Origin of the sequence: Microbispora catharanthi (assembly GCF_006334915.2) — a bacterium.
In the GTDB taxonomy this organism is placed as follows: domain Bacteria; phylum Actinomycetota; class Actinomycetes; order Streptosporangiales; family Streptosporangiaceae; genus Microbispora; species Microbispora catharanthi.
On record NZ_VDMA02000001.1, the window covers coordinates 516,631 to 536,835 of the forward strand.

The 20,205-nt window shown below is 71.5% G+C and carries 21 protein-coding genes and 1 riboswitch; of the genes, 10 read left to right on the plus strand and 11 right to left on the minus strand.

Going from position 1 to position 20,205, the window contains the following annotated elements:
* Positions 1–2: 2 nt before the first annotated feature.
* Together recD2 and FH610_RS02420 are read right to left on the minus strand one after the other, a co-directional pair.
* On the minus strand, positions 3–2,264 hold the full coding sequence (gene recD2 / locus FH610_RS02415) for an SF1B family DNA helicase RecD2 (RefSeq protein WP_139572529.1): 2,262 nt from the start codon (positions 2,262–2,264) through the stop codon (positions 3–5).
* 89 nt (positions 2,265–2,353) lie between these two features.
* Positions 2,354–2,944 carry a TetR/AcrR family transcriptional regulator gene (locus FH610_RS02420; protein WP_139572530.1) on the minus strand — a complete coding sequence of 197 codons (591 nt, stop codon included), beginning with the start codon at positions 2,942–2,944 and terminating at the stop codon, positions 2,354–2,356.
* A gap of 244 nt (positions 2,945–3,188) precedes the next feature.
* Between FH610_RS02420 and FH610_RS02425 the strand changes: the two genes are divergently transcribed.
* Both FH610_RS02425 and FH610_RS02430 read left to right on the plus strand, forming a co-directional pair.
* Entirely contained in the window at positions 3,189–4,034 is an 846-nt protein-coding gene (locus tag FH610_RS02425; protein ID WP_240808704.1) for an LLM class flavin-dependent oxidoreductase, read from the plus strand.
* Positions 4,035–4,049: 15 nt separating this feature from the next.
* Positions 4,050–4,994: an alpha/beta hydrolase family protein gene (locus FH610_RS02430; protein WP_205825475.1), complete on the plus strand. Its 945-nt coding sequence runs from the start codon at positions 4,050–4,052 to the stop codon at positions 4,992–4,994.
* A gap of 97 nt (positions 4,995–5,091) precedes the next feature.
* Here the strand turns inward: FH610_RS02430 and FH610_RS02435 are convergent, their stop codons facing one another.
* Both FH610_RS02435 and FH610_RS02440 read right to left on the minus strand, forming a co-directional pair.
* Positions 5,092–5,517 carry a tautomerase family protein gene (locus tag FH610_RS02435; protein WP_139572532.1) on the minus strand — a complete coding sequence of 142 codons (426 nt, stop codon included), beginning with the start codon at positions 5,515–5,517 and terminating at the stop codon, positions 5,092–5,094.
* A 36-nt stretch (positions 5,518–5,553) separates the two neighbouring features.
* Positions 5,554–6,255, minus strand: coding sequence for an SDR family oxidoreductase (locus tag FH610_RS02440; RefSeq protein WP_139572533.1), 702 nt, complete (start codon positions 6,253–6,255; stop codon positions 5,554–5,556).
* Positions 6,256–6,345: 90 nt separating this feature from the next.
* On the opposite strand from FH610_RS02440, the gene FH610_RS02445 reads away from it, so the two are divergent.
* Complete coding sequence (locus tag FH610_RS02445; protein WP_139572772.1) at positions 6,346–6,828, plus strand: winged helix-turn-helix transcriptional regulator; 483 nt, start codon at positions 6,346–6,348, stop codon at positions 6,826–6,828.
* Here FH610_RS02445 and FH610_RS02450 read toward each other — a convergent pair.
* Together FH610_RS02450 and FH610_RS02455 are read right to left on the minus strand one after the other, a co-directional pair.
* Complete coding sequence (locus FH610_RS02450) at positions 6,825–7,436, minus strand: dihydrofolate reductase family protein (RefSeq protein WP_139572534.1); 612 nt, start codon at positions 7,434–7,436, stop codon at positions 6,825–6,827. The two genes, FH610_RS02445 and FH610_RS02450, sit on opposite strands and share 4 nt — an antisense overlap.
* A gap of 73 nt (positions 7,437–7,509) precedes the next feature.
* Positions 7,510–8,496, minus strand: coding sequence for a helix-turn-helix domain-containing protein (locus tag FH610_RS02455; RefSeq protein ID WP_205825476.1), 987 nt, complete (start codon positions 8,494–8,496; stop codon positions 7,510–7,512).
* Positions 8,497–8,532: 36 nt separating this feature from the next.
* Between FH610_RS02455 and FH610_RS02460 the strand changes: the two genes are divergently transcribed.
* Together FH610_RS02460 and FH610_RS02465 are read left to right on the plus strand one after the other, a co-directional pair.
* Positions 8,533–8,970: a MarR family winged helix-turn-helix transcriptional regulator gene (locus FH610_RS02460; RefSeq protein WP_139572535.1), complete on the plus strand. Its 438-nt coding sequence runs from the start codon at positions 8,533–8,535 to the stop codon at positions 8,968–8,970.
* Positions 8,967–9,812, plus strand: a complete 846-nt coding sequence (locus FH610_RS02465; protein WP_139572536.1) for an alpha/beta fold hydrolase — start codon at positions 8,967–8,969, stop codon at positions 9,810–9,812. Before FH610_RS02460 ends, FH610_RS02465 begins: the two co-directional genes overlap by 4 nt.
* A gap of 39 nt (positions 9,813–9,851) precedes the next feature.
* Here the strand turns inward: FH610_RS02465 and FH610_RS02470 are convergent, their stop codons facing one another.
* A complete protein-coding gene (locus FH610_RS02470) occupies positions 9,852–11,117 on the minus strand; it encodes a CynX/NimT family MFS transporter (protein ID WP_139572537.1) in 1,266 nt (421 codons plus the stop codon).
* Between the two features lie 76 nt (positions 11,118–11,193).
* Between FH610_RS02470 and FH610_RS02475 the strand changes: the two genes are divergently transcribed.
* From FH610_RS02475 to FH610_RS02485, 3 genes are all read left to right on the plus strand, one after another.
* Positions 11,194–11,757: a TetR/AcrR family transcriptional regulator gene (locus tag FH610_RS02475; protein ID WP_139572538.1), complete on the plus strand. Its 564-nt coding sequence runs from the start codon at positions 11,194–11,196 to the stop codon at positions 11,755–11,757.
* Between the two features lie 131 nt (positions 11,758–11,888).
* Positions 11,889–12,836, plus strand: a complete 948-nt coding sequence (add, locus tag FH610_RS02480; protein WP_167538662.1) for an adenosine deaminase — start codon at positions 11,889–11,891, stop codon at positions 12,834–12,836.
* A gap of 114 nt (positions 12,837–12,950) precedes the next feature.
* The gene (locus tag FH610_RS02485; RefSeq protein WP_139572539.1) at positions 12,951–14,303 is read left to right on the plus strand and encodes a serine hydrolase domain-containing protein; all 1,353 of its coding nucleotides are present in this window, start codon (positions 12,951–12,953) and stop codon (positions 14,301–14,303) included.
* A gap of 4 nt (positions 14,304–14,307) precedes the next feature.
* Here FH610_RS02485 and FH610_RS02490 read toward each other — a convergent pair whose 3' ends face one another.
* From FH610_RS02490 to FH610_RS44180, 4 genes are read right to left on the minus strand one after another with little or no spacing between them, the layout of a single operon-like run.
* Entirely contained in the window at positions 14,308–15,504 is a 1,197-nt protein-coding gene (locus tag FH610_RS02490; protein ID WP_139572540.1) for an ABC transporter permease, read from the minus strand.
* Entirely contained in the window at positions 15,501–16,289 is a 789-nt protein-coding gene (locus FH610_RS02495; RefSeq protein ID WP_139572541.1) for an ABC transporter ATP-binding protein, read from the minus strand. The genes FH610_RS02490 and FH610_RS02495 overlap by 4 nt, the downstream gene beginning before the upstream one ends.
* On the minus strand, positions 16,286–17,350 hold the full coding sequence (locus tag FH610_RS02500; RefSeq protein WP_240808705.1) for an efflux RND transporter periplasmic adaptor subunit: 1,065 nt from the start codon (positions 17,348–17,350) through the stop codon (positions 16,286–16,288). Before FH610_RS02500 ends, FH610_RS02495 begins: the two co-directional genes overlap by 4 nt.
* Positions 17,347–17,880, minus strand: coding sequence for a hypothetical protein (locus FH610_RS44180; protein WP_240808706.1), 534 nt, complete (start codon positions 17,878–17,880; stop codon positions 17,347–17,349). Before FH610_RS44180 ends, FH610_RS02500 begins: the two co-directional genes overlap by 4 nt.
* Positions 17,881–18,036: 156 nt before the next feature.
* Here FH610_RS44180 and FH610_RS02505 point away from each other — a divergent pair, with 156 nt between their 5' ends.
* Positions 18,037–18,690 carry a response regulator transcription factor gene (locus FH610_RS02505; protein ID WP_139572543.1) on the plus strand — a complete coding sequence of 218 codons (654 nt, stop codon included), beginning with the start codon at positions 18,037–18,039 and terminating at the stop codon, positions 18,688–18,690.
* Positions 18,687–19,856, plus strand: coding sequence for a sensor histidine kinase (locus FH610_RS02510; RefSeq protein WP_240808707.1), 1,170 nt, complete (start codon positions 18,687–18,689; stop codon positions 19,854–19,856). The genes FH610_RS02505 and FH610_RS02510 overlap by 4 nt, the downstream gene beginning before the upstream one ends.
* A 207-nt stretch (positions 19,857–20,063) precedes the next feature.
* A riboswitch (cyclic di-AMP (ydaO/yuaA leader) is annotated at positions 20,064–20,197 on the plus strand.
* Positions 20,198–20,205 lie beyond the last annotated feature (8 nt).

Genomic DNA, 20,205 nt, shown 5'->3' on the forward strand with positions numbered 1-20,205 from the left:
GATCAGGGCACGCGGAGGCGGTGGGTCAGGCCCGTGTGGCGGCGGCCCGCCCCCCGCGTGCGCACGGCCTGGCCGAGCGCCCGCCGCGACCCGACGATGACCACGAGCTTCTTGGCCCGGGTGATGGCGGTGTAGAGCAGGTTGCGCTGCAGCATCATCCAGGCGCTGGTGGCCAGCGGGATGACCACGGCCGGATACTCGCTGCCCTGGGAGCGGTGGATGCTGACCGCGTAGGCGTGGGCGAGTTCGTCGAGCTCGTCGAAGGAGTAGTCGACGTTCTCGTCCTCGTCGGTCAGCACGGTCAGCTTGCTCTCCTCGGGGGTGATGGCGGTGACGACGCCGACCGTGCCGTTGAACACCCCGGCCGCGCCCTTGTCGTAGTTGTTGCGCAGCTGGGTCACCTTGTCGCCGACGCGGAAGACCCGCCCGCCATAGCGGCGTTCCGGCATGCCCTCGCGGGCGGGGGTCAGCGCCTCCTGCAGGGCGATGTTGAGCGCCCCCGCGCCGGCCGGGCCGCGGTGCATGGGCGCCAGCACCTGTACGTCCCTGCGCGGGTTGAGCCCGAACTTCTTCGGGATGCGGCGGGCGACCACGTCCACGGTCAGCGCGGCGATCTCCTCGGGCTCCTCGCAGGGGAAGAGGAAGAAGTCGGGGAACTCCCGCACGAGGGGATGCTGCCCGGTGTTGACGCGGTGGGCGTTGACGACCACGCCGGACTCCTGCGCCTGGCGGAAGATCTGCGTCAGGCGCACCCGGGGGATGCCGGGGGCGGCCAGCAGGTCGCGCAGCACCTCTCCGGCGCCGACCGAGGGAAGCTGGTCGACGTCGCCGACGAACAGCAGGTGCGCGCCCGGGGCGACCGCCTTGGCGAGTTTGTTGGCCAGCAGCAGGTCGAGCATGGACGCCTCGTCCACCACGACCAGGTCGGCGTCGAGGGGGTTGTCGCGGTCGAAGGTGGCGTCCCCGCCGGGGCGCAGCTGGAGCAGCCGGTGTACGGTGGTGGCCTCGTGGCCGGTCAGCTCCGCCAGCCGCTTGGCCGCCCGGCCGGTCGGGGCGGCGAGGATGACCTTGGCCCGCTTCGCGCGGGCGAGGGTCACCACCGAGCGTACGGTGAAGCTCTTGCCACAGCCGGGGCCGCCGGTCAGGACGGCGACCTTCTCCGTCAGCGCGAGCCGTACGGCCTGGGCCTGCTCGGGCGCGAGATCGGCGCCGGTCCGGCCGCGCAGCCAGTCGAAGGCGGCGGGCCAGTCCACGTCCGTGAACGCCCCGAGCCGGTCATGGCCGGCGGTCAGCAGGGTGCGCAGCGTGCCGGCCAGCGACAGCTCGGCGCGGTGGAACGGGACGAGGTAGATCGCGGGGACGGTGCTGTCGCCGTTCTCCTCGCCTTGGCCGTTCTCGCCGTTCAGCCTGGCCGGGACCTTCTCGCGGACCACGCCCTCCTCGGCGACGAGCTCTTCGAGGCAGGTGGTGGTCAGGTCGGGCGGCACCTCAAGGATCTTGACGGCGTCGGCGACCAGGTTGGGGGCGGGCAGGAAGCAGTGGCCGTCGTCGGCGGCCTGCGAGAGCGTGTAGCGCAGGCCGGCCTTGACCCGCTCGGGGCTGTCGTGCGGGATGCCCACGGCCTGCGCGATGGTGTCTGCGGTCTTGAACCCGATGCCCCACACGTCGTCGGCGAGCCGGTAGGGCTCCTTGCGGACCACGTCGATGGAGTCCTCGCCGTACTGCTTGAAGATGCGCACGGCGATGGAGGTGGACACCCCGACGCCCTGCAGGAAGATCATCACCTCCTTGATGATCTTCTGTTCCTCCCAGGCGGCGGCGATCAACTTGGTCCGCTTGGGCCCGAGGCCGGGGACCTCGACCAGGCGCTTGGGCTCCTCCTCGATGACCCGCAGCGTGTCGGTGCCGAAGTGGTCCACGATCCGCTCGGCCATCTTCGGGCCGATGCCCTTGATCAGCCCGGAGCCCAGGTAGCGCTGGATGCCCTGGATCGTCGCCGGCAGGACGGTGGAGTACGACCAGACCTCGAACTGCCTGCCGTACTTGGGGTGGGAGCCCCAGCGGCCGGTGAGCCGCAGCGACTCGCCCACCTGCGCCCCGAGCAGCGGACCGACGACGGTCAGCAGCTCGGTGCCGGACCGTTCGGTGGCGACCCTGGCGATCGTGTAGCCGGTCTCCTCGTTGGCGTAGGTGATCCGCTCCAGCACGGCGTCGAGCTGCACGCCGGGCGGCCTGCCCGCGGCGCCTCCGGGAGGATTCGTCATGGGTCGCATTGTCTCCCACATGGCGGGTCCCGCCTGACCGGAACCGGCGCCGCCGGGGACGGACACCGCACCCGGCGTTCGGGCACTCCCTAGCGCGGCAGGCGCAGTCCTGCGATGAGCAGTCCGGCCAGCCGGCGTGCGTCGTAGTGGGGATCGTCCTCGGCGCCGATGCAGAGGTTTCCCACGCCGCGCATGAGTTCGATGGCCGGGATGTCGGAGCGGATCTCGCCGGCGGCGGCCGCGGCGTCGAGCAGCCGGGTGCACACGGGCACGAGGCGGTCGAGGAAGTAGGCGTGCAGGGCGTCGAAGCCGGCGTCGTCCGACCGCAGCACGGCGGCGAGTCCGTGCTTGGTGACCAGGAAGTCGACGAAGAGGCCGATCCATCGCTCCAGTGCGGCGTAGGGGGTCGCGCTGGTCTCCAGCAGGGCCGGTCCGGCCTCGGCGCAGGCCTCGACCTGGTGCCGGTAGACGGCGATGATGAGATCCGCTCGCGTCGGGAAGTGGCGGTAGATCGTCGCCGTCCCGACGCCGGCCTTGGCCGCGATGTCGCGTACGGGCGCGTCCACGCCTGAGGCGACGAAGACCGCGGCGGCCGCGTCGAGCAGGGTCTTCTCGTTGCGCCGTGCGTCCGCCCGTTTGGGCCGGGCCGCCCGCCCCGCACCCCGGTCGCTGTCGTTCATCGCGCGGCTCCCTCCGTCACCGGACTTGCTAAACGGGACATGGTTCCGTATCGTCAAAACGGAACATGGTCCCGGTTGCTCATCATGCCAGATCAGCGGGCCGGCGACCAAGCCATGCGACGCCACCACGCATCCCCGTTCCCCTCCCGGTCGAACGCCGGTGGCGCACCCCACTCCGGCGCTGCCGGTGTCGAAAGGACCGACGACCCCAATGCCGCACTCCCTCCGCCCCAGTTTCGGGATCATGACCGCCCCGCAACAGGTCGCCTACCACGACGTCCTGCGGGTCTGGCGCGAGGCGGACTCGATCCCGGAGATCGAGCACGCGTGGCTGTTCGACCACCTCATGCCGATCGGCGGAGACCCGGACGGGCCGGCCTACGAAGGCTGGACGCTGCTCGCGGCCCTCGCCGCGCAGACCCGGCGACTGCGGCTCGGCGTGCTGGTGACCAGCAACCGGTTCCGGCCGCCCGCGATGCTCGCCAAGATCGCCGCGACCGTCGACGACATCTGCGGCGGACGCCTCGTCTTCGGCATCGGCGTCGGCTCGCGGCCCGGCCACCCTCTGGCCCGGCGTGAGTACGAAGCACACGGCCTGCCCTTCCACGACGCCGCGCACGCCGTGGGAAGCCTCGCCGAATCCTGCACGGTGATCCGGCGGTTGTGGACCGAAACCGAACCGTTCGACTTCCACGGCACCCACGTCCGGCTCACCGGAGCGTTCTGCAACCCCAAACCCGTCCAGCGCCCCCATCCGCCGATCCTCATCGGCGGACGCTCGTCCCCGACGCTGCGCGTGGTCGCCGAGCATGCCGACCTGTGGAACATCCCCGGCGGCGACATCGACGACGTCGTCCGCCGCAGCGCGTTGCTGGACCGCTACTGCGCCGAGATCGGCCGCGACCCCGCCTCCATCACCCGCTCCATCCACCTGCCCGTCTCCTACGACCGGCCCGGCCCCACCCGGGACGCGATCGGCGAGGCGATCGACGCCGGCTTCCGGCACATCGTCCTCGGACTGCCGTCGCCCTACCCCGCCGGCGTCGCCCGGTGGGTCACCGACGAACTCATCACCTCACGAAACAACTGAGAGGAAGACCAACCCATGAACCACGCAGGCGTGGCGACCACGGACGTGACCATCGGCGCGCCCATTCCGGTCATCTCGGTGAAGCCGGTGGTGCTGCCGGCCCCCGGCCGTGGCGAGGATCTACTCGTACGCGTGTCCGCGCCGGCGACCGGAAACGAACTGCCGGTCATCGTCTTCTCGCACGGCTTCGGGGAGTCGATGGACGGCTACGGCCCGCTGGTCGACTTCTGGACCGCCCACGGCTTCGCGGTGATCCAGCCCACCCATCTCGACTCGAGGACGCTGAACCTTCCTCCCGACGACCCCCGTACGCCGCTGATCTGGCGTTTCCGCGTCGAGGACCTGAAGCGCGTCCTCGACGGGCTGGAGTTCGTCGAAGCCGCCGTTCCCGGCCTCGGCGGGCGTCTCGACCGAAGCCGCGTCGCCGTGGCCGGACACTCCTGGGGCGCCCAGACGGCGAGCATGCTCCTGGGCGCGCGGGTCCTCGATTCCGCGGGCGAGCCGGGAGAGGACATGTCCGACCCGCGGATCAAGGCGGGTGTGCTGCTCGCGCTCCCCGGCACGGGCGGAGCGGACCTGACTTCGTTCGCCGCCGAGCACTTCCCGTTCATGAACCCGGGCTTCGCGGAGATGACCACACCGGCTCTCGTGGTCGCGGGAGATCGCGATCAGTCCCTGCTGTCGGTCCGGGGGCCTGACTGGTTCACCGACGCGTACTTCTTGAGCCCCGGCGGCAAGAGCCTGCTCACGCTTTTCGGGGCGGAACACTCGCTCGGCGGGATCTCCGGATACAACGTCACGGAGACGACGGACGAGAACCCCGAGCGGGTCGCCCTCGTCCGGCGGCTCACGTGGGCCTACCTTCGCACCGCGCTCGGCCTCGGGGATTCCACCTGGCCGGCGGCGCGTGCCGCTCTGGCGCAGGCCGGCGATCCACTGGGCCGGATCGAATCCAGATGAATCCCTGACGAGCGCACTGCGCGCCCCTTCACCGCCTCGTCACCGGCGTGGGGGCGCGCGGCCGCTCACCGGCAGAGGTGACGTACCGGCGGCGCGGTCAGTAGGGAGACGCCGAATTGCTCGCAGCCCAGCGCTTCTCGGCGTCGGAGCCCGCCGGGGGCGGCGCGATCCCGTTGATCATCCAAAGGTCGTCGCTGGTCTCGTCGATGTGGAACTCCCAGTGCAGTGCTGCGTGCCCTTCGAGGTGGGGCTGCAGCATGCCCCTGATCCACCGGGCGGTGCGGCGCCGGCTCTCCCGATCGGGGTTGCTGCGGGCGATGTGGTCGACGGCGATGCGGACCCCGGCCGGGGTGGGCTCCCCACCGACGTAGAAATCCTCGGGCCGGGTCTCGTGGAACAGCGTGACCACGTAGAACCGCGGCAGCCCGATCTGTTCGTAGTGGTCGGCGATACGGGAGGCGAGCTGGTGCTTCTCCTCATCGGTGAAGATTCCGGGCGTGTGATGAATGGTCCACAGTGGCATGGCGGTTCGGTACTCCTTGAGTGCTGAGATGCGATCTCAACGGGCGGCCGAGAAGGTCAGGCTCTCCACGGGGCCGGACAGCGCCGCCTTGGCGGCGACTGTGACGTCGTCGGCGAGCACCTCCGTGGCCCCGGACTCCAGGCCGTCGACGATCCGCGCGGCCACGTCGGCCGGCGTCGCCTTCGGCAGCTCGACGGCGGAGACCATCTCGGTGTCGATGAACCCTGCGTGCACACCGACGACCTGGGTGTTCTGGCGCGCCAGTTCGAGCCGGAGCGAGTTCGTGAGGGACCACGCCGCCGCCTTGGACGCCCCGTAGGCGCCGCTGCCGGCCAGCCAGGACAGCACGGAGTGCATGTTGACCAATGCGCCCCCGCCGTTCGCGGCCAGGATCGGTGCGAACGCCCGCGCCATCCGCAGCGGCCCGAAGACGTTGACGTCGAACGTCACGGTGGCGCGCTCGAAGTCACCCGTCAGCAGCGGGGCCGGCAGCAGGATCCCGGCGTTGTTGAACACGATCTCGGCGTCGGCGGCGACCTCCGCGAGGGCGGCGACCGACGCCGCCGAGCGGACCTCCAGCTCGGCGGCGACCACCCCCGGACGGTCGTCGGTGTACGCCGAGCGCGCGGTCGAGTACACCTTTCGCGCCCCGCGCGCCAGCACCTCGTCGACCAGCGCCGCGCCGAGCCCACGCCGGCCCCCGGTCACCACAACCACCCTGCCCGCCACCGCGACCATGACATCTCCCCCTGAGTAACGACCTCGTTAGCGAGATTGCATCACACCATGCTGGCTAACGCAAGCGTTAGCTACAATGGCGGGGTGGCGATGAAGTTCGAGGAACGGCTGTGCGACCGGGATACGTGGTCGATCGGCGACGGATGCTCGGCGGCGCGGGTGCTGGACCTGCTCAGCACCAAGACGGTGTTCCTGGTGGTCCGCGAATGCTTCTATGGCACAACAAGGTTCGACGACTTCGTGACGCGGATCGGGGCCTCGGCGCCCGCGGTGTCGCGGGCACTCAAACAGCTGAAGGCCGCGGGTATCGTCGCGCCCGTCGTCTATCGGGAGCCGGGGAGCCGGGCCCGCGACGAATACCGGCTGACCCAGGCCGGCGAGGACCTGCTGCCGGTGTTCCTGTCGCTGATGCAGTGGGGCGACAAGCACCTGCAGGACGGCCGCCCGCCCCTGTCCTTCGTCGAGGCCGGCACCGGCCGTCCGATACAGGTCCGCGTCATCGCCGAGCCGGCGCCGGAGACGGCGTGCGACGACATCGAGATCCGGCTGAACCCCGCCTGGCAGCGCGACTAGCGGCGCACCCTGAACCGCAGGTGCAGCACTCCGTCGCCCTGGATGACCACGTGGGGGTCCTCCAGCAGATGTTGCCCGTCGATGCCGCCGAAGTAGCGTTTGCCCGACCCGAACACCACCGGCACCACGTCCATCGCCACCTCGTCCACGAGGCCGGCCGCGAGGATCTGGCTGCCCACGTCGCCGGCGTTCACGCTGACGATTCGCTCCCCGGCGAGCTCCTGGGCCTTGTCGATCGCAGCCGTCACGTCGTCGACGAAGTGGTACGACGCCTCGGGGTGCCAACCCTCGGGCTTGGGCCGGTGGGACACCACGATCACGTGGTCACCCGCGGGCGGCCGGCCCTCCCAGCCGTTCACCAGGTCGAACAGGGTGCGGCCCATCACGATCGCGCCGATCGCCTCCCATATCGGCCGGACGTACTCCGCCGATGCGCGGGAGAGCTTGAAGCCGCTTCCGACGCCGGAATGGTCGTACTGCTGGTCGCCGCCTTCGGCGATCGGGGTGTCCCCGTTGAAGTACCAATCGTGGAGTGGCCCGACGTCGTCGTTCTCGTCGGCGATGAACCCGTCCACCGACACCGCGTTGTGCATGATCACTGTGCCCACTGGTTCTCCTCGGGTCGCCTTGCGCATTCACTCCGATCTTGGCGGCCCTGGGGGCGACCAGGCTTGTAAAAAATCAATCGGCGGGCATCGGACCGCTGTCCGGCGGGAACCCCCGCTCGGCGGGGAATCGGCGCCGCAGGGCCAGGTATTCCATCGGGGTGTGGCCGGTGAAGTCCTTGAACTCCCTGCTGAAGTGGGCCTGGTCGAAGTAGCCCGCCGTTTGGGCGAGCTCCGACCAGTCGACCGGACGCAGGGCGTCCACGGAAAGGATCAGCCGCGCGAAGCGGTAGATCCGCGCCACCCGCTTCGGGGTGACCCCGACATGAGACTTGAACTGCGTGGCCAGGTGATTGCCACTCACCCCGGCCGCATCGGCCAGCGCACCGACCGGGACCGCGCCGTGAGAGGTCTCCAGACGCCCGCTCGTGTGCCGGACCAGGTCGAGACCGTGCAACGGTGCCTCGGCCAATCGCGATCGCAGCTCCGCCTCCACTGCCCGCAGCGTCTCGCCGGCCGAGGCGATGTCGCCGAGCTGGTTGCGAATCCGGTCCACCGATCGTCGCCAGACGGCGTCGACCGGCACCCATCGATCCCGCAGCTCGATCGCCGGCATGTCGACGAACGGTGACATCCCCCAAGGCTTGAAGTGCACCCCGACGAGCCGCACCCGTGCGGGGTACTCGAAGAGGAAACGCCTGGTCCATACACCCATGAACCAGCCATCGGTGAATACTTCCGGCGGCACCGAAGGGTCGGAATCCCACAGGCGGGCGGGTCCGCCCAGGTTGATGAACAGGTGTGCCGACGGCATCGGGGGCACGTTCATCCGGCGGTGTCGCGGCACCCCGGTCAGGCAGTAGACGTCGTCGATGAACTGGTCGAGCGGCGGCGCGGGCACCCGGCCGACGTATTCCATGGACTCAGTGTGGCCCACGAGGATTCGATCTCGCGCGAAAAGCCGCACCAGCGTGCCATGCCCGCCGCCGGCCTGCTTCCTCGGCGCGGCCTCGGCGCGGCCGCGCCGCACCGACAGCCGCCCGTCGCGCATGAACACCTGCATGTTGCGTTGGCTAAGTTAGCATGCTAAGTTATCCCCATGGAACGGAACCTCAGCCTCAACCTGCACGTGCTCACCGCCCGGCTGGACCGGGCCGCCGACCGGATCCTCCGGGCCGAGCACGGCATCTCCTACAGCCGGTTCCTGGCGCTGACCCTGGTGGGAGAACTGGGAGCCTCGACGCAGCGGACCCTCGCCGAATACCTCGGCGTGACCGAGCCGTCGGTGAGCCGCATGACCGGCGTCCTGGCCGCCGACGGCCTTCTCGACGTCCAGCCCGACCCCGCCGGGGGCAACCGCCGGCGGCTGAGCCTCACCGACGCGGGAAAGCGGCGGGTGACCTCGATCCGGCAGGAGTTCGAAGACCGGCTGGCCGCGGTCGTCGCCGAGAGCGGCGTGCCGTACGCCGAGTACGCCGAGCACACCGCGCGGCTGCTGGCGACGTTCGACCGGCTGGAGCGGGAGGCGGGCAAGTGAACCGGAACATCGACACCCTGCCCTTACGCCAGGGCGCGGCCGTCTCGGCCGACGGCACCGTGATCGGCTACCAGACGCTGGGCACTGGCCCCGATCTCATCGTGGTCGGCGGCAACCTTCGCACCTCGGACGACTACCTGCCGCCGGCCGCCACGCTGGCCCGCTCCTTCACCGTGCACGTCGTCGATCGGCGCGGACGTGGCGCCAGCGGCCCCCAGGGACCCGAGTATTCCCTGGCCAAGGAAGTGGAGGACCTACGCGCCGTCCAGGCCGCGACCGGGGCGCGCCTGGCCTTCGGGCACAGCTACGGCGGACTGGTCGTCCTGGAGACCGCACGCTCCTTCCCGCTGTTCGACCGCATCGCGGTCTACGAGCCCGGAGTGCCCTGCTCCCCCGTCCCCACCGCCTGGATGGCCCCCTTCCGGGAACGGCTGGCCGCCGGCGACCACTACGGCGCTTTCATTCACTTCATCCAAGGCTCCGGCGGCGCACCGGACTTCATGACCAAACTGCCGCACTGGTACCTGCGCATGGTCTTCCGCATCGTCTTCCGCGGACCGGCCTGGCAGCGGATGCGGCCCCTTCTGGGAGCCTGTCTGGCCGAACACGAACAGCTCGCCGCCCAGTACGGCCGCCTCGCCGAGTTCAAAGACGTCACCGTCCCCGTGCTGCTCCTCGTCGGCGGCCGCTCCAAGCCCGAGCACCGAGCGGAGTTCGCCATGCTCCGCGACACCCTTCCCGACGCCACTCTCGAAACCATCGACGGCCTCGGCCATCTGTCCCCGACGGAACCCAAAGCGGGCCCGGTCGTGGCCGAGCGGGCCCTGCCGTTCCTCCTGTGACGACGAGGTGGACGCTCGGTCGCCGGATCACGCTCGGAATCAACGAGCCATTCGGTGCGCGTCCACGTCGCGGTCGGGTGCCCGGCCGTCGGCCGGCGGCACCGTGCCCCGGCCGGCCACCATCGCGACGATCGTCTGACCGACCGCAGCGACACACAGCAGAATGATCGGCGCCTGCCAGCCGGAACCGATGGTGTGCAGCAGCCCGAAGATCACCGGTCCCGCGGCCGCCAGCAGGTAACCGATCGACTGCGCCATCGCTGACAATGCGCCCGCCACGGTCGCGTCCTTGGCGCGCAGGCCGAGGAAGGCCAATGCGAGCACCAGGCAGGCTCCGCCGCCCAGCCCGAGTACGACACTCCACAGCAACGCCCAGCCCGGCACCACCAGAAGTCCGAGGTAGCCGGCGAGCAGGACCACCGAGCTCGCCGTCGCCACCGCACGCTGGTCGCCCGCCCACCGCAGCGCGGCGGGCACCGCCAGGCTGGTCGACACCGCGACCGCCTGGAACACGAACAGCAGCCATCCCGCCGCCGCCGCGCTTACCCCGCTGTCCTGGAACACCTGAGGCAACCACGTGATGACGACATAGAAGCCCAGCGACTGCAATCCCATGAACGCCGTGACCGCCCACGCCAGCGCCGATCCCCACGGCAACCGGTGTCTGCGAATCGCCTCCGAGGCCGGCCGCGTCGGCCGCGAAGTGCGCAACTGCGGCAGCCACAGCACGACAGCCGCCAGCGCGAGCACGATCCAGCAACCCAACGCGGTGTGCCAACCACCAGGGGCGACCTGGCTCATCGGCACCGCCACTCCGGAAGCCACCGCGGCGACAGCCCCCATCACCGTGGCGTACGCACTGGTCAGCAGGCCCACTCTGGTAGGGAAATCGCGCTTGATCAGGCTCGGCAGCAGCACATTGCCCACAGCGACCGCCGCCCCGATCAGCAGGGTTCCCGCCAACAACCCGATCACCGTCGGCGCCCACCGCATGGCGATCCCGAGGGTCAGCACAACGAGCGCACCCCAGAGGAGCCGCTCGGGTCCCCACCGCGCCGCCAGTCGCGGAACCATCGGCGATATCACCGCGAACGCCAGCAAGGGCAGCGTGCTCAGCAGCCCGGCCACGGCCGAATCCAGTTCCAGATCGGCCTGCACGCGATCCAGCAACGGCCCGACACCGGTCAGGCTCGGCCGTAGGTTCGCCGCCACCACCAGCAATCCCCACACCAGCAGCGCTCGACCGGAACGCCCTGTCGACCGCTTCGGGAGCGGCGAGAGCAGGATGAAACGCTCCTTCGACATGTGTCGACCCCTCAGGCATAATATGGAATGCGGAATCCGGATTCCGAACCGAAGTCTAGGCAGAGGATCGTTTGGTATGTCAACTCCGCAGGCCCGCCGCAAGACGCGTACCGACGCCGAACGCAATCGAGATCGCGTCCTGGAGGCGGCTCGCGCGTTGTTCGCCGAGTCCGGCTACGACGTGCAGATGTCGGAGGTCGCACGGGTGGCGGGCGTCGGCATCGGGACCCTCTACCGCAAGTTCCCGACCAGGGAGGCCCTGATCGAGGCCATCGCCGAGCACCGGGCCGCCGACATCATCGCCGCCGCACGCCGGCTCACCGAGGCCGACGATCCGGCTCAAGGCCTGGCCCGTTTCCTGCACCACGTGGGCGAGGTGCTGTCGGACGATCGCGGCATGTCGGAGGTCGTCGAGAAGGCCATGGGCTCGAGCGAACCGCGGGAAGAGACCCGCGAGGCGCTGCTCGCCATCGCCGCGGAGCTGATCGAACGGGCGCAGGCGCGCGGCACGGTCGGGCATGGGGTGACGACCGCCGACGTCAACATGATCATCTGCGGCCTGGCGGCGGTCATCCGCAACGCCGCGGGCGATTGGCGGCGGTACATCGAGGTCGCGCTCGACGGTCTCCGTCCCCGCTGACCGGGTGCTCCCGCCCGGACGCGCCGTCCTCGGCCATGTGGGCCGGCAACGAGTGCAGCCGTGCGTGGTCGCCGTTGCCGCAGGTCAAAATCATGTCCGTGCTGCGGACGCCGATTGCCTAGGGTTCTGCCGTGAGAGATCTCCGCCTGTTGCCCAAGGCTCACCTGCACACTCACCTGGAAAGCACCGTCCGTCCCGCTACGATCCGCGAGCTGGGAGGCGAGCCGCCGGTCCAGGACCGGCCGTTCACCGATTTCAGGGAGTTCGCCGACCAACGGGCCGAAGTGAGGGCGCTGCTGCGCGACTACGAGCACTTCCGTCGCATCGCCGAGGAGTTCTGCCAGGACGAGGCCGCCCAGGGGGTTCGCTACGCGGAGGTCACCTTCACCGCGGCGGCTCACGGCGAGCGTCTCGGCGATCCTGACATGCCGCTGGAGGCGGTGCTGGAGGGACTCGCCGCCGGCGCGGAGCGGTACGGCATCCAGACTCGGGTGATCCTCGACCACTCCCGCCGCCGTCCCGTCGAGCGGCTGTGGCACAGCCTCAAGCTGGCCACCCGGCACCCCCAGGTGATCGCCATCGGCCTCGCGGGAGACGAGGCCTACCCGGCGGCGCCGTTCGCCGAGGTGTTCCGGCCCGCCCGCGAGGCGGGGCTGCACCTGGTGCACCACGCCGGGGAGACGGCGGGCCCGGCCAGCGTCTGGGAGGCCTTGACGGTGGGGCAGGCGGAGCGGATCGGCCATGGCATCCGCGTGCTGGAGGATCCGGACCTGGTCACCGAACTGCGGAGACGCCGAGTGCCGCTGGAGGTCTGCCCCTCCTCGAACGTCCTGCTCGGGCTGGTCCCGTCACTGGCGGAGCACCCGCTGCCGCGCCTGATCGAGGCCGGTCTGACGGTCACCGTGAACACTGACGGGGAGACGTCGCTGGCGGCGGAGTATCAGCGCGCCAGAGAGGTCTTCGGATGCAGCGATGCGGAACTGGCGAACCTGGCCCGTGCCTCGGTCGAGGGCAGCTTCGCACCTGCCGAGTCGAAAGCGCGGATCGGCGCCGAGATCGACCGATGGCTGAGCGGATGAGAGCCGGCTTCCCGGCACCGCCGTCCCCGGGACGAAGCGCTGCCTGGGCCGACTCCCGGGCCGCGTGGGCGGCGGGACGCTAGCCTGGTGCGGATCACGGAAAGGGGACGCCGAATGGTGCTGGAGGGGACGGCCCGCGCACTGCTGCGCAGGCTGGCGGCCGAGCAGGCGGAGGCACGGGTGCCGTCGCTGGTGGCGGCGATCGTGCGGGGTGGCGAGATCGCCTGGTTCGGGGCACGCGGCAGGGTCGGCGGGGAGCCGCCCACCCGGGACACCCAGTACCGCATCGGGTCCATCACCAAGACCCTCGTGGCGACCGTCGTCATGCGGCTGCGCGACGAGGGCCGGCTCGACCTGCTCGACCCCCTGGACAAGCACGTGCCCGGCACACCGCTGGGCGACGTCACGGTCGCCCAGCTGCTGTCCCACAGCGGCGGGCTGACCGCCGAGTCGCCCGGCCAGTGGTGGGAGCGCACGCCGGGTGTGCCGGTGGGCGACCTGATCGCCGCGCTCGGTCCCGAGTCCGCCCGGCACCGGCCCGGCCGCCGCTACCACTACTCCAACCTCGGGTTCGCCCTGCTCGGCGAGCTGGTCGCGCGCAAGCGGTCGGCGCCGTGGGACGAGGTCGTACGCGAGGAGGTCCTGGAGCCGCTCGGCATGCGCGACACCACCCCGCGCCCCCGTGCGCCGCACGCCACCGGATACGCCGTGCACCCGTGGGCCGACGCGCTGCTGCCTGAGCCGGAAAACGACCACGCCGCCATGGCCCCCGCCGGGCAGATGTGGTCCACGGCCGCCGACCTGGCCCGGTGGGCGGCCTTCATCGGCGGCGACACCGGCGAGGTGCTGCGCCCGGCCACGGTCGCCGAGATGCGCGAGCCGGCCGTCGTCGAGGACGGCGACACCTGGACCCGCGGCTACGGGCTCGGCCTCCAGCTCACCCGGCACACCGGGCCCGGCGGCCCGCGGCGGCTGGCCGGCCACACCGGGTCGATGCCCGGCTTCCTCGCCACCGTGTGGGCCGACCCCGCCGACGGCGTGGCCGTGCTGTGGATGGCCAATACCACCTCGGGCGTGCGTAACCTCGACACCGCCCTGCTGGACATCCTGGCCGAGCACGAGCCGCCGCTGCCGGCCGAGTGGTCGCCCTCCCCGGTGGACGAGGACCTGCTGGCGCTGACCGGGCCGTGGTACTGGGGGCCGACGGCGTACGTGCTCCGGGTCCTGCCGCAGCGGGGCCTTTCGCTGACCCCGGTGAACGGGCAGGGCCGCGCCTCCCGGTTCGCCGCCCGGACCGACGGCACCTGGGTGGGGCTCGACGGCTACTACGCCGGGGAGACCCTGCGGGTGGTCCGCTCCCCCGGCGGGGTGACCCACCTCGACCTCAACACGTTCATCTTCACGCGCGAGCCGTACGACCCGGCGGCCCCGGTGCCGGGCGGCGTCGATCCGGCCGGCTGGAGATGACCCGTCAGGTGGTGGCCAGCGCGACCGTCGGCGACAGGCGGGCCGCGCGCATCGCCGGATAGAGGCCGGCGAGGGTGCCGATGACGAGCGTGGCGCCGACGGCGCCCGCGAACGCCCAGGCCGGGACCACCGGCGGCCAGTCACGCGACAGCGCGTAGCCGGCGGTGGCCAGGCCGCCCAACGCCGCGCCCACGATCCCGCCGAGAGCCGACAGCAGCAGCGACTCGGCGAGGAACTGCAGGCGCACCTGCCCGCGGGTGGCGCCCAGCGAGCGGCGCAGGCCGATCTCCTTGCGCCGCTCCAGCACCGAGATCACCATCGTGTTGGCCACGCCGACCCCGCCGACCAGCAGCGCGACCGCGCCGAGGCCGAGCAGCAGGTTGGTGAACGCGCTCGCGGCCGCCGCCCGGGCCGCCAGCGCGTCGGAGGGCCTGCTGACCGTGACCTCCTCCGGGTTCTCCGGGTTGACCGTGCGCGGCAGCACGGCCCGCACGGCCTCCACCGACTCCTCCGCGGACCGCTCGTAGACGGTCGTCGGGTGGCCGTCGAAGCCCAGGTACTTCTCGGCGGCCGGGAACCCGACGAGCGCCGAGCGCTCGATCTCCGGGGCGAGCGGCATCGGGCCGAGGACCCCGACGACGGTGAACCACCGTTCGCCCATCCAGACCTGTACGCCGGTTCTGGAGATGCCGAGCCGTTCGGCGGCCTTGGCGCCCAGCACGACGGCGGGCCGCGCCTCGGTGGCGGCGTTCAGCCAGGCGCCCTTGACCACCCGGCCCTCCAGGGTGGTGAGCAGGTCGGCGGTCGCGGCCTGGACGGCGATGCCGCCGGTCACGGCCTTGGGGATGCGGTCGGTGCGGCGGATCGTGGTGTCGACCGTGCCGGTGGCCGAGGCCGTGCGGACCGGCCCGATGCGCCGGACCATGCCGAGCGCCTCAACCGGCAGCTTGGCCTCCTCGCCGAACACCGTCTGCCCCGGCGCGACGGTGAGCAGGTTGGTGCCGAGCCGGTCGAGCTGGCGCAGCAACTGCTCGCGGGAGGAGGACGAGATGCCCAGCACCGCGATCATGGTGGCGATGCCGATGGCGATGCCGAGCGCGGACAGGACCACCCGCGCGGGGCGGGTGCGCAGCCCGGCCGCGCCGGTCCGCAGGACGTCGGACGGCCCGAGCCTGGCGGGGGTCAGCCGCTGACGGGTCATCGTGGTGCTCCCTTCGCCGCCCCCGCGGTTTCGGCATTCGGCGCCGTTTCAGGGGTGCGCTTGGGGTTGGGCCCGGGTGGGCGGCGTCCGGTGCCCGCCCCGGCGTCGGCGACGACGTTGCCGTCGCGTACGCGCACCTGCCGGGGGCACCATTCGGCGATCTCGGGGTCGTGGGTGATGACCGCGATCGTGGTGCCGGCGGCGTGCAGGTCGCGCAGGACCCCCAGCACCTCGGCGCCCGCCGCGGAGTCCAGGTTGCCGGTCGGCTCGTCGGCCAGCAGCAGCGGCGGGTCGCCCGCCACGGCGCGGGCCACCGCCACCCGCTGCTGCTCGCCGCCGGACAGCTGGTTGGGGCGGTGGCCCAGCCGGTGGCCGAGGCCCACCCGCTCCAGCGCGGCGGCGGCGCGTTCCCGCCGCGCCCGCAGCGGCGTGCCGGTGTAGAGCAGACCGTCGGCGACGTTGTCCAGCGCGCTCACTCCGGGCGCGAGGTGGAACTGCTGGAAGACGAAGCCCAGGTGGCGGGCGCGCAGCGCGGACAACTCGCGGTCGGAAAGCCCGGCCACGTCGTGCCCCGCGATCCGCACGGTGCCCGTGGTGGGCCGGTCCAGGGTCCCGATCAGGTGCAGCAGGGTGGACTTGCCGGAGCCGGACGGCCCGGCAATGGCGACCAGTTCGCCGCGTCCGACCAGCAGGTCCACGCCGCGCAGGGCCCGCACGCCGCCGTACACCTTGGTCACCTCGCGTAGCTCCACCACGTAGGGCTGCTCGGGCTGCTGGATGCTCATGTGGCGGGCACCCCGATCTTCGTGCCCTCGGCGAGCCCGGCGCCGGTGATCTCGACCATGCCGCTGCCGAAGGCGCCGAGCTCGACCGGGACCACGCGGGTGGACGCGCCCTCGACCACCTCGACGCCGAAGCCGCCCTCGCGCAGGGCCAGCAGCGCCTCCACGGGCACGGCCAGCACGTTCTCGCGCCGCTCGCTGACCAGCTCCACCTCGACCGGGGCCTTGTCGAGGCGGGTCTTCGGGGTCTTGCTCAAGGTGATGTCGACGTCGATGGTGCTGCCCTCGTCCTGGCCCTGCCCGGACGGGACGGCCTCGGCGACCGTGCCGACCGATGTGATCTTCCCGGTCACCCGCTCGCCGCCGGGCAGTTCCACGGTGACCTTGGCGCCCTTCCTGGCCAGCGACTGGTCGTCGGTGGACAGGTCGACGTGCACCAGCCGCCGTACGCCCGACACGGTGAGGGCCGGACGTCCGGGCGTGGTCCTGTCGCCGACCTCGACCTTGGCGTCGGTCACCCGGGCGGCGGCGGGCAGGAAGACCACCTGGGAGGCGTCCACCTGCCCGGTCTCGGGCAGCCCGGCGTCGTCCTGCCACTCCTTGACGGCCACGTAGGTGGCGTAGCTGAAGTGGTCGTCCACGGTCAGGTCGTCGCCGTAGCCGAGGACCTTGAGGTTGCGTTCGAGCTGCTCGACGTCCGGGCCGTCGTCGACGCCCTGTCGCAGCGGGCGGTACATCGGCAGTGATCCGTACATGAGGACCACCGGCCTGCGGTCGACCCTGAGCAGCGGACGGCCGCGCCGGACGACCGCGCCCTCGGCGGGCGCCCAGGTCACGGTGCCGGAGGCGTCGGTGCTCACCTGCCGCTCGCCGGAGTAGGTCAGCGACCCCTCCACGGTCTTGGTGTCGACGAGGTCCTGACGGGTGATCGACGCGGTGGCGGGGACCGGGGGCGGGGAGGGCTCGGCCGCGCCTGCGCCGTCGCCGCCCGCCACGGCGACGGCCGTTCCCGCGGCGGCCAGGGCGAGGACGCCGGCGCCCGCGATCACCAGGCCCTTCCTCACGGCTTCCTCCCCGGCGCGAACTCCTCGCAGGCCTTCTGCGCCTCTTCCATCGCCTTCTCCTGGCCCGGCTTGAGCTTGATCTGGATCCCCTGCCCGGGGGCCGGGTCGGCGATGTCGATGCCGTGCTCGCGCATGCACTGGGCGAACTTGACCATCCGGTCGCGCGCCTCGGGGTCGTCGCCGCCGAGCTTGTCGCCGACCGCGTCCTTCATGAAGTGCTGGCAGGCCTGCATGGCCTTCTGCATCGAGGCCTCGTCGCCCTTCTTGCCCATGATTCGGACGCGGCCGTCGGGACCGGGGTCGGGCACGTCCACTCCGTGCTCGCGCATGCACTGGGCGAACTTGAGCTGGGCCTCCTGGCGGTCCACCGTGGCCGACGCCGACGGCTTGGCCGTCGCGCCGCCCGCCGTGCCCGGCCTGGCGCCGCCCGCGCTGGCGATCCCGTCGTCCGCGGGGGCCGCGCCGCAGCCGGCCAGTGCCAGTGCGAGCCCCAGCGCCGGGCCCAGCGCGCGCAGTTGTCGTATGCGCATGGGTCGTTCCTCCTCTGTCGCTCCTTCTCATCCAGGGCGTTCACCCGGGACGGGGCCCAACTCCAGCGGAGGCGGTGCTAAACGCGGATAAGCGAGATCCGCTTATCCGCGGCTAACACCGCCTGCGCCACTCTCGGAGCCGAGTGGGAGGTTGGGATGCGGGTGCTCGTGGTCGAGGACGAGGAACAGCTGGCCGAGGCCGTCGCACGGGGGCTGCGGCTGCACGCGATCGCGGTGGACGTGGCCTACGACGGTCAGGAGGCGCTTGAGCTGGCCGCCTACGTCGACTACGACGTGGTCGTGCTCGACCGCGACCTGCCCGAGGTGCACGGCGACGAGGTGTGCCGGGAACTGGTCACGGCCAGCGGGACCGGCCGCATCCTCATGCTGACGGCGGCCGGGCGGGTGCGGGACCGGGTCGGGGGTCTGTCCCTGGGCGCCGACGACTACCTGGTCAAGCCCTTCGCGTTCGCCGAGCTGGTGGCCCGGATCCGGGCGCTGGCCCGGCGCTCGCCCCGGGTGGTGCCGCCCGTGCTGGAACGGGCCGGGATCCGGCTCGACCCCGCCCGCCGTACGGTGGTGCGCGACGGGCGGGAGGTGGCGCTGGGCCGCAAGGAGTTCGACGTGCTGCGCGAGCTCATGTGCGCCGGCGGAGGGCTGGTGACCTCGGCCCGGCTGCGCGCGAGCGTGTGGGACGAGCACGCCGACGCCGGCACGGGCGTGCTGCGCGTCACGATCACCTCGCTGCGCCGCAAGCTGGGCGAGCCCGCGGTGATCGAGAACGTGCCGGGCCGGGGGTACCGGCTGTGACCCGCGTCCTGTCCTCGTGGAGCAGGCTCGGCCTGCGCATGCGGCTCACCCTGCTGTACGGCGGGCTGTTCTTCCTGGCGGGGTCGGTGCTGCTGTGGTTCACCCACCTGCTGACCGCGCGGGCGCTCAACCAGCGGTTCGTGGTGGCGGTGGCGTCGAAGGTGACCGGTGTCCCCGATACCGTGTTCGGGGGCAGGTTGCCCGACAGCGACATGCTCGCGCAGCGGGTGCGCACCAACGTCGAGCAGGGGGCGGCCGACGTGCTGACCGACGTGCTCAGGTCGTCGGTGATCGTCATGGTCCTGGTGGGGGCCGTCGCGGTGGTGCTGGGCTACCTGGTGGCCGACCGCGCGCTGCGCCCGCTGGACCGGGTGACCGAGACCGCGCAGCGGCTGTCGGAGAGCACGCTGCACGAGCGGATCGGGCTGCGCGGGCCGCAGGACGAGGTCAAGCGGCTCGCCGACACCTTCGACGCGATGCTCGACCGGCTGCACGGGGTGTTCGACGCCCAGCGCAGGTTCATCGCCAACGCCTCCCACGAGCTGCGCACCCCGCTGGCGGTCAACCGTACGGTCCTGGAGGTGTCGCTGGAGGAGCCGGCTGCGTCGGAGGACCTCAAGGCGCTGGCCCGCACGCTGCTCGGCACCAACGCGAGGTACGAGCGGCTGATCGAGGGCCTGCTCATGCTGGCGCAGTCGGAGCAGGAGCTGGCGGCCCGCAAGCCGGTCGATCTGCGGCAGGTCGTCCGTACGGCGATGGAGCAGATCGACCTGCAGCCGCGCCGCAGGAAGGTGGTCGTCCACGAGGACCTGTGCCCGGCGGTCGCGCACGGCGACCCGCTGTTCCTCGAACGCTGCCTGGTCAACCTGCTGGAGAACGCGATCAAGTACAACGTGCGGGACGGGGAGGTCTGGGTCCGGTTGCGGGAGGAGGAGGCCGGGGTGAGCGTGACGGTGGAGAACACCGGGCCCCTGGTCCCGCCGTACGAGGTGGACGACCTGTTCGAGCCGTTCCGCCGGCTCGGCGGCGACCGCGTCCGCTCGGCCCGGGGGGCGGGGCTGGGCCTGTCCATCGTCCGGGCCATCGCCGTGGCGCACGGCGGCGAGGTGGAGGCGCTCGCCCGGCCGGAGGGCGGCCTGACGGTGACCGTACGTCTGCCCGGGTGAGCCCGGATTCTCCTGCCGCCGGTGATCGCGGTGCGCCCGCTACCCGTCCGCGCCAGGTTTGCTGCCTACTGCCCAGTAAAATCTGAGTTGTTCTAACTTGACCGGTTTGACCTGGTCTATTACGTTTTAGGCATCTCAGGGCGCACTTGCTCATCTCAATGGTCAAGAAGCCCTCCTCAGACCGACGCGGCCGGCCGATCCCGGCCTGCCGCCCGGCCGCCGAGTCCGCGTCCGCGCGGAGCCGGGGACCCACCTCTCCTGGGGTGAATCGGCATGCGTGCCGTAGGGCGACTTCCAGCCCGAACCCGTCAGCTAACCCGGTAGGCGGCATGGAAGTAAGGGAGTACGC

Coding starts and splice junctions, on each gene's coding strand:
- recD2 (WP_139572529.1), bottom strand. CDS start 2,264: ATGACGAATCCTCCCGGAGGCGCCGCGGGCAGGCCGCCCGGCGTGCAG.
- FH610_RS02420 (WP_139572530.1), bottom strand. CDS start 2,944: ATGAACGACAGCGACCGGGGTGCGGGGCGGGCGGCCCGGCCCAAACGG.
- FH610_RS02425 (WP_240808704.1), top strand. CDS start 3,189: ATGACCGCCCCGCAACAGGTCGCCTACCACGACGTCCTGCGGGTCTGG.
- FH610_RS02430 (WP_205825475.1), top strand. CDS start 4,050: ATGAACCACGCAGGCGTGGCGACCACGGACGTGACCATCGGCGCGCCC.
- FH610_RS02435 (WP_139572532.1), bottom strand. CDS start 5,517: ATGCCACTGTGGACCATTCATCACACGCCCGGAATCTTCACCGATGAG.
- FH610_RS02440 (WP_139572533.1), bottom strand. CDS start 6,255: ATGGTCGCGGTGGCGGGCAGGGTGGTTGTGGTGACCGGGGGCCGGCGT.
- FH610_RS02445 (WP_139572772.1), top strand. CDS start 6,346: ATGAAGTTCGAGGAACGGCTGTGCGACCGGGATACGTGGTCGATCGGC.
- FH610_RS02455 (WP_205825476.1), bottom strand. CDS start 8,496: ATGCAGGTGTTCATGCGCGACGGGCGGCTGTCGGTGCGGCGCGGCCGC.
- FH610_RS02460 (WP_139572535.1), top strand. CDS start 8,533: ATGGAACGGAACCTCAGCCTCAACCTGCACGTGCTCACCGCCCGGCTG.
- FH610_RS02470 (WP_139572537.1), bottom strand. CDS start 11,117: ATGTCGAAGGAGCGTTTCATCCTGCTCTCGCCGCTCCCGAAGCGGTCG.
- FH610_RS02475 (WP_139572538.1), top strand. CDS start 11,194: ATGTCAACTCCGCAGGCCCGCCGCAAGACGCGTACCGACGCCGAACGC.
- FH610_RS02485 (WP_139572539.1), top strand. CDS start 12,951: ATGGTGCTGGAGGGGACGGCCCGCGCACTGCTGCGCAGGCTGGCGGCC.
- FH610_RS02490 (WP_139572540.1), bottom strand. CDS start 15,504: ATGACCCGTCAGCGGCTGACCCCCGCCAGGCTCGGGCCGTCCGACGTC.
- FH610_RS02495 (WP_139572541.1), bottom strand. CDS start 16,289: ATGAGCATCCAGCAGCCCGAGCAGCCCTACGTGGTGGAGCTACGCGAG.
- FH610_RS44180 (WP_240808706.1), bottom strand. CDS start 17,880: ATGCGCATACGACAACTGCGCGCGCTGGGCCCGGCGCTGGGGCTCGCA.
- FH610_RS02505 (WP_139572543.1), top strand. CDS start 18,037: ATGCGGGTGCTCGTGGTCGAGGACGAGGAACAGCTGGCCGAGGCCGTC.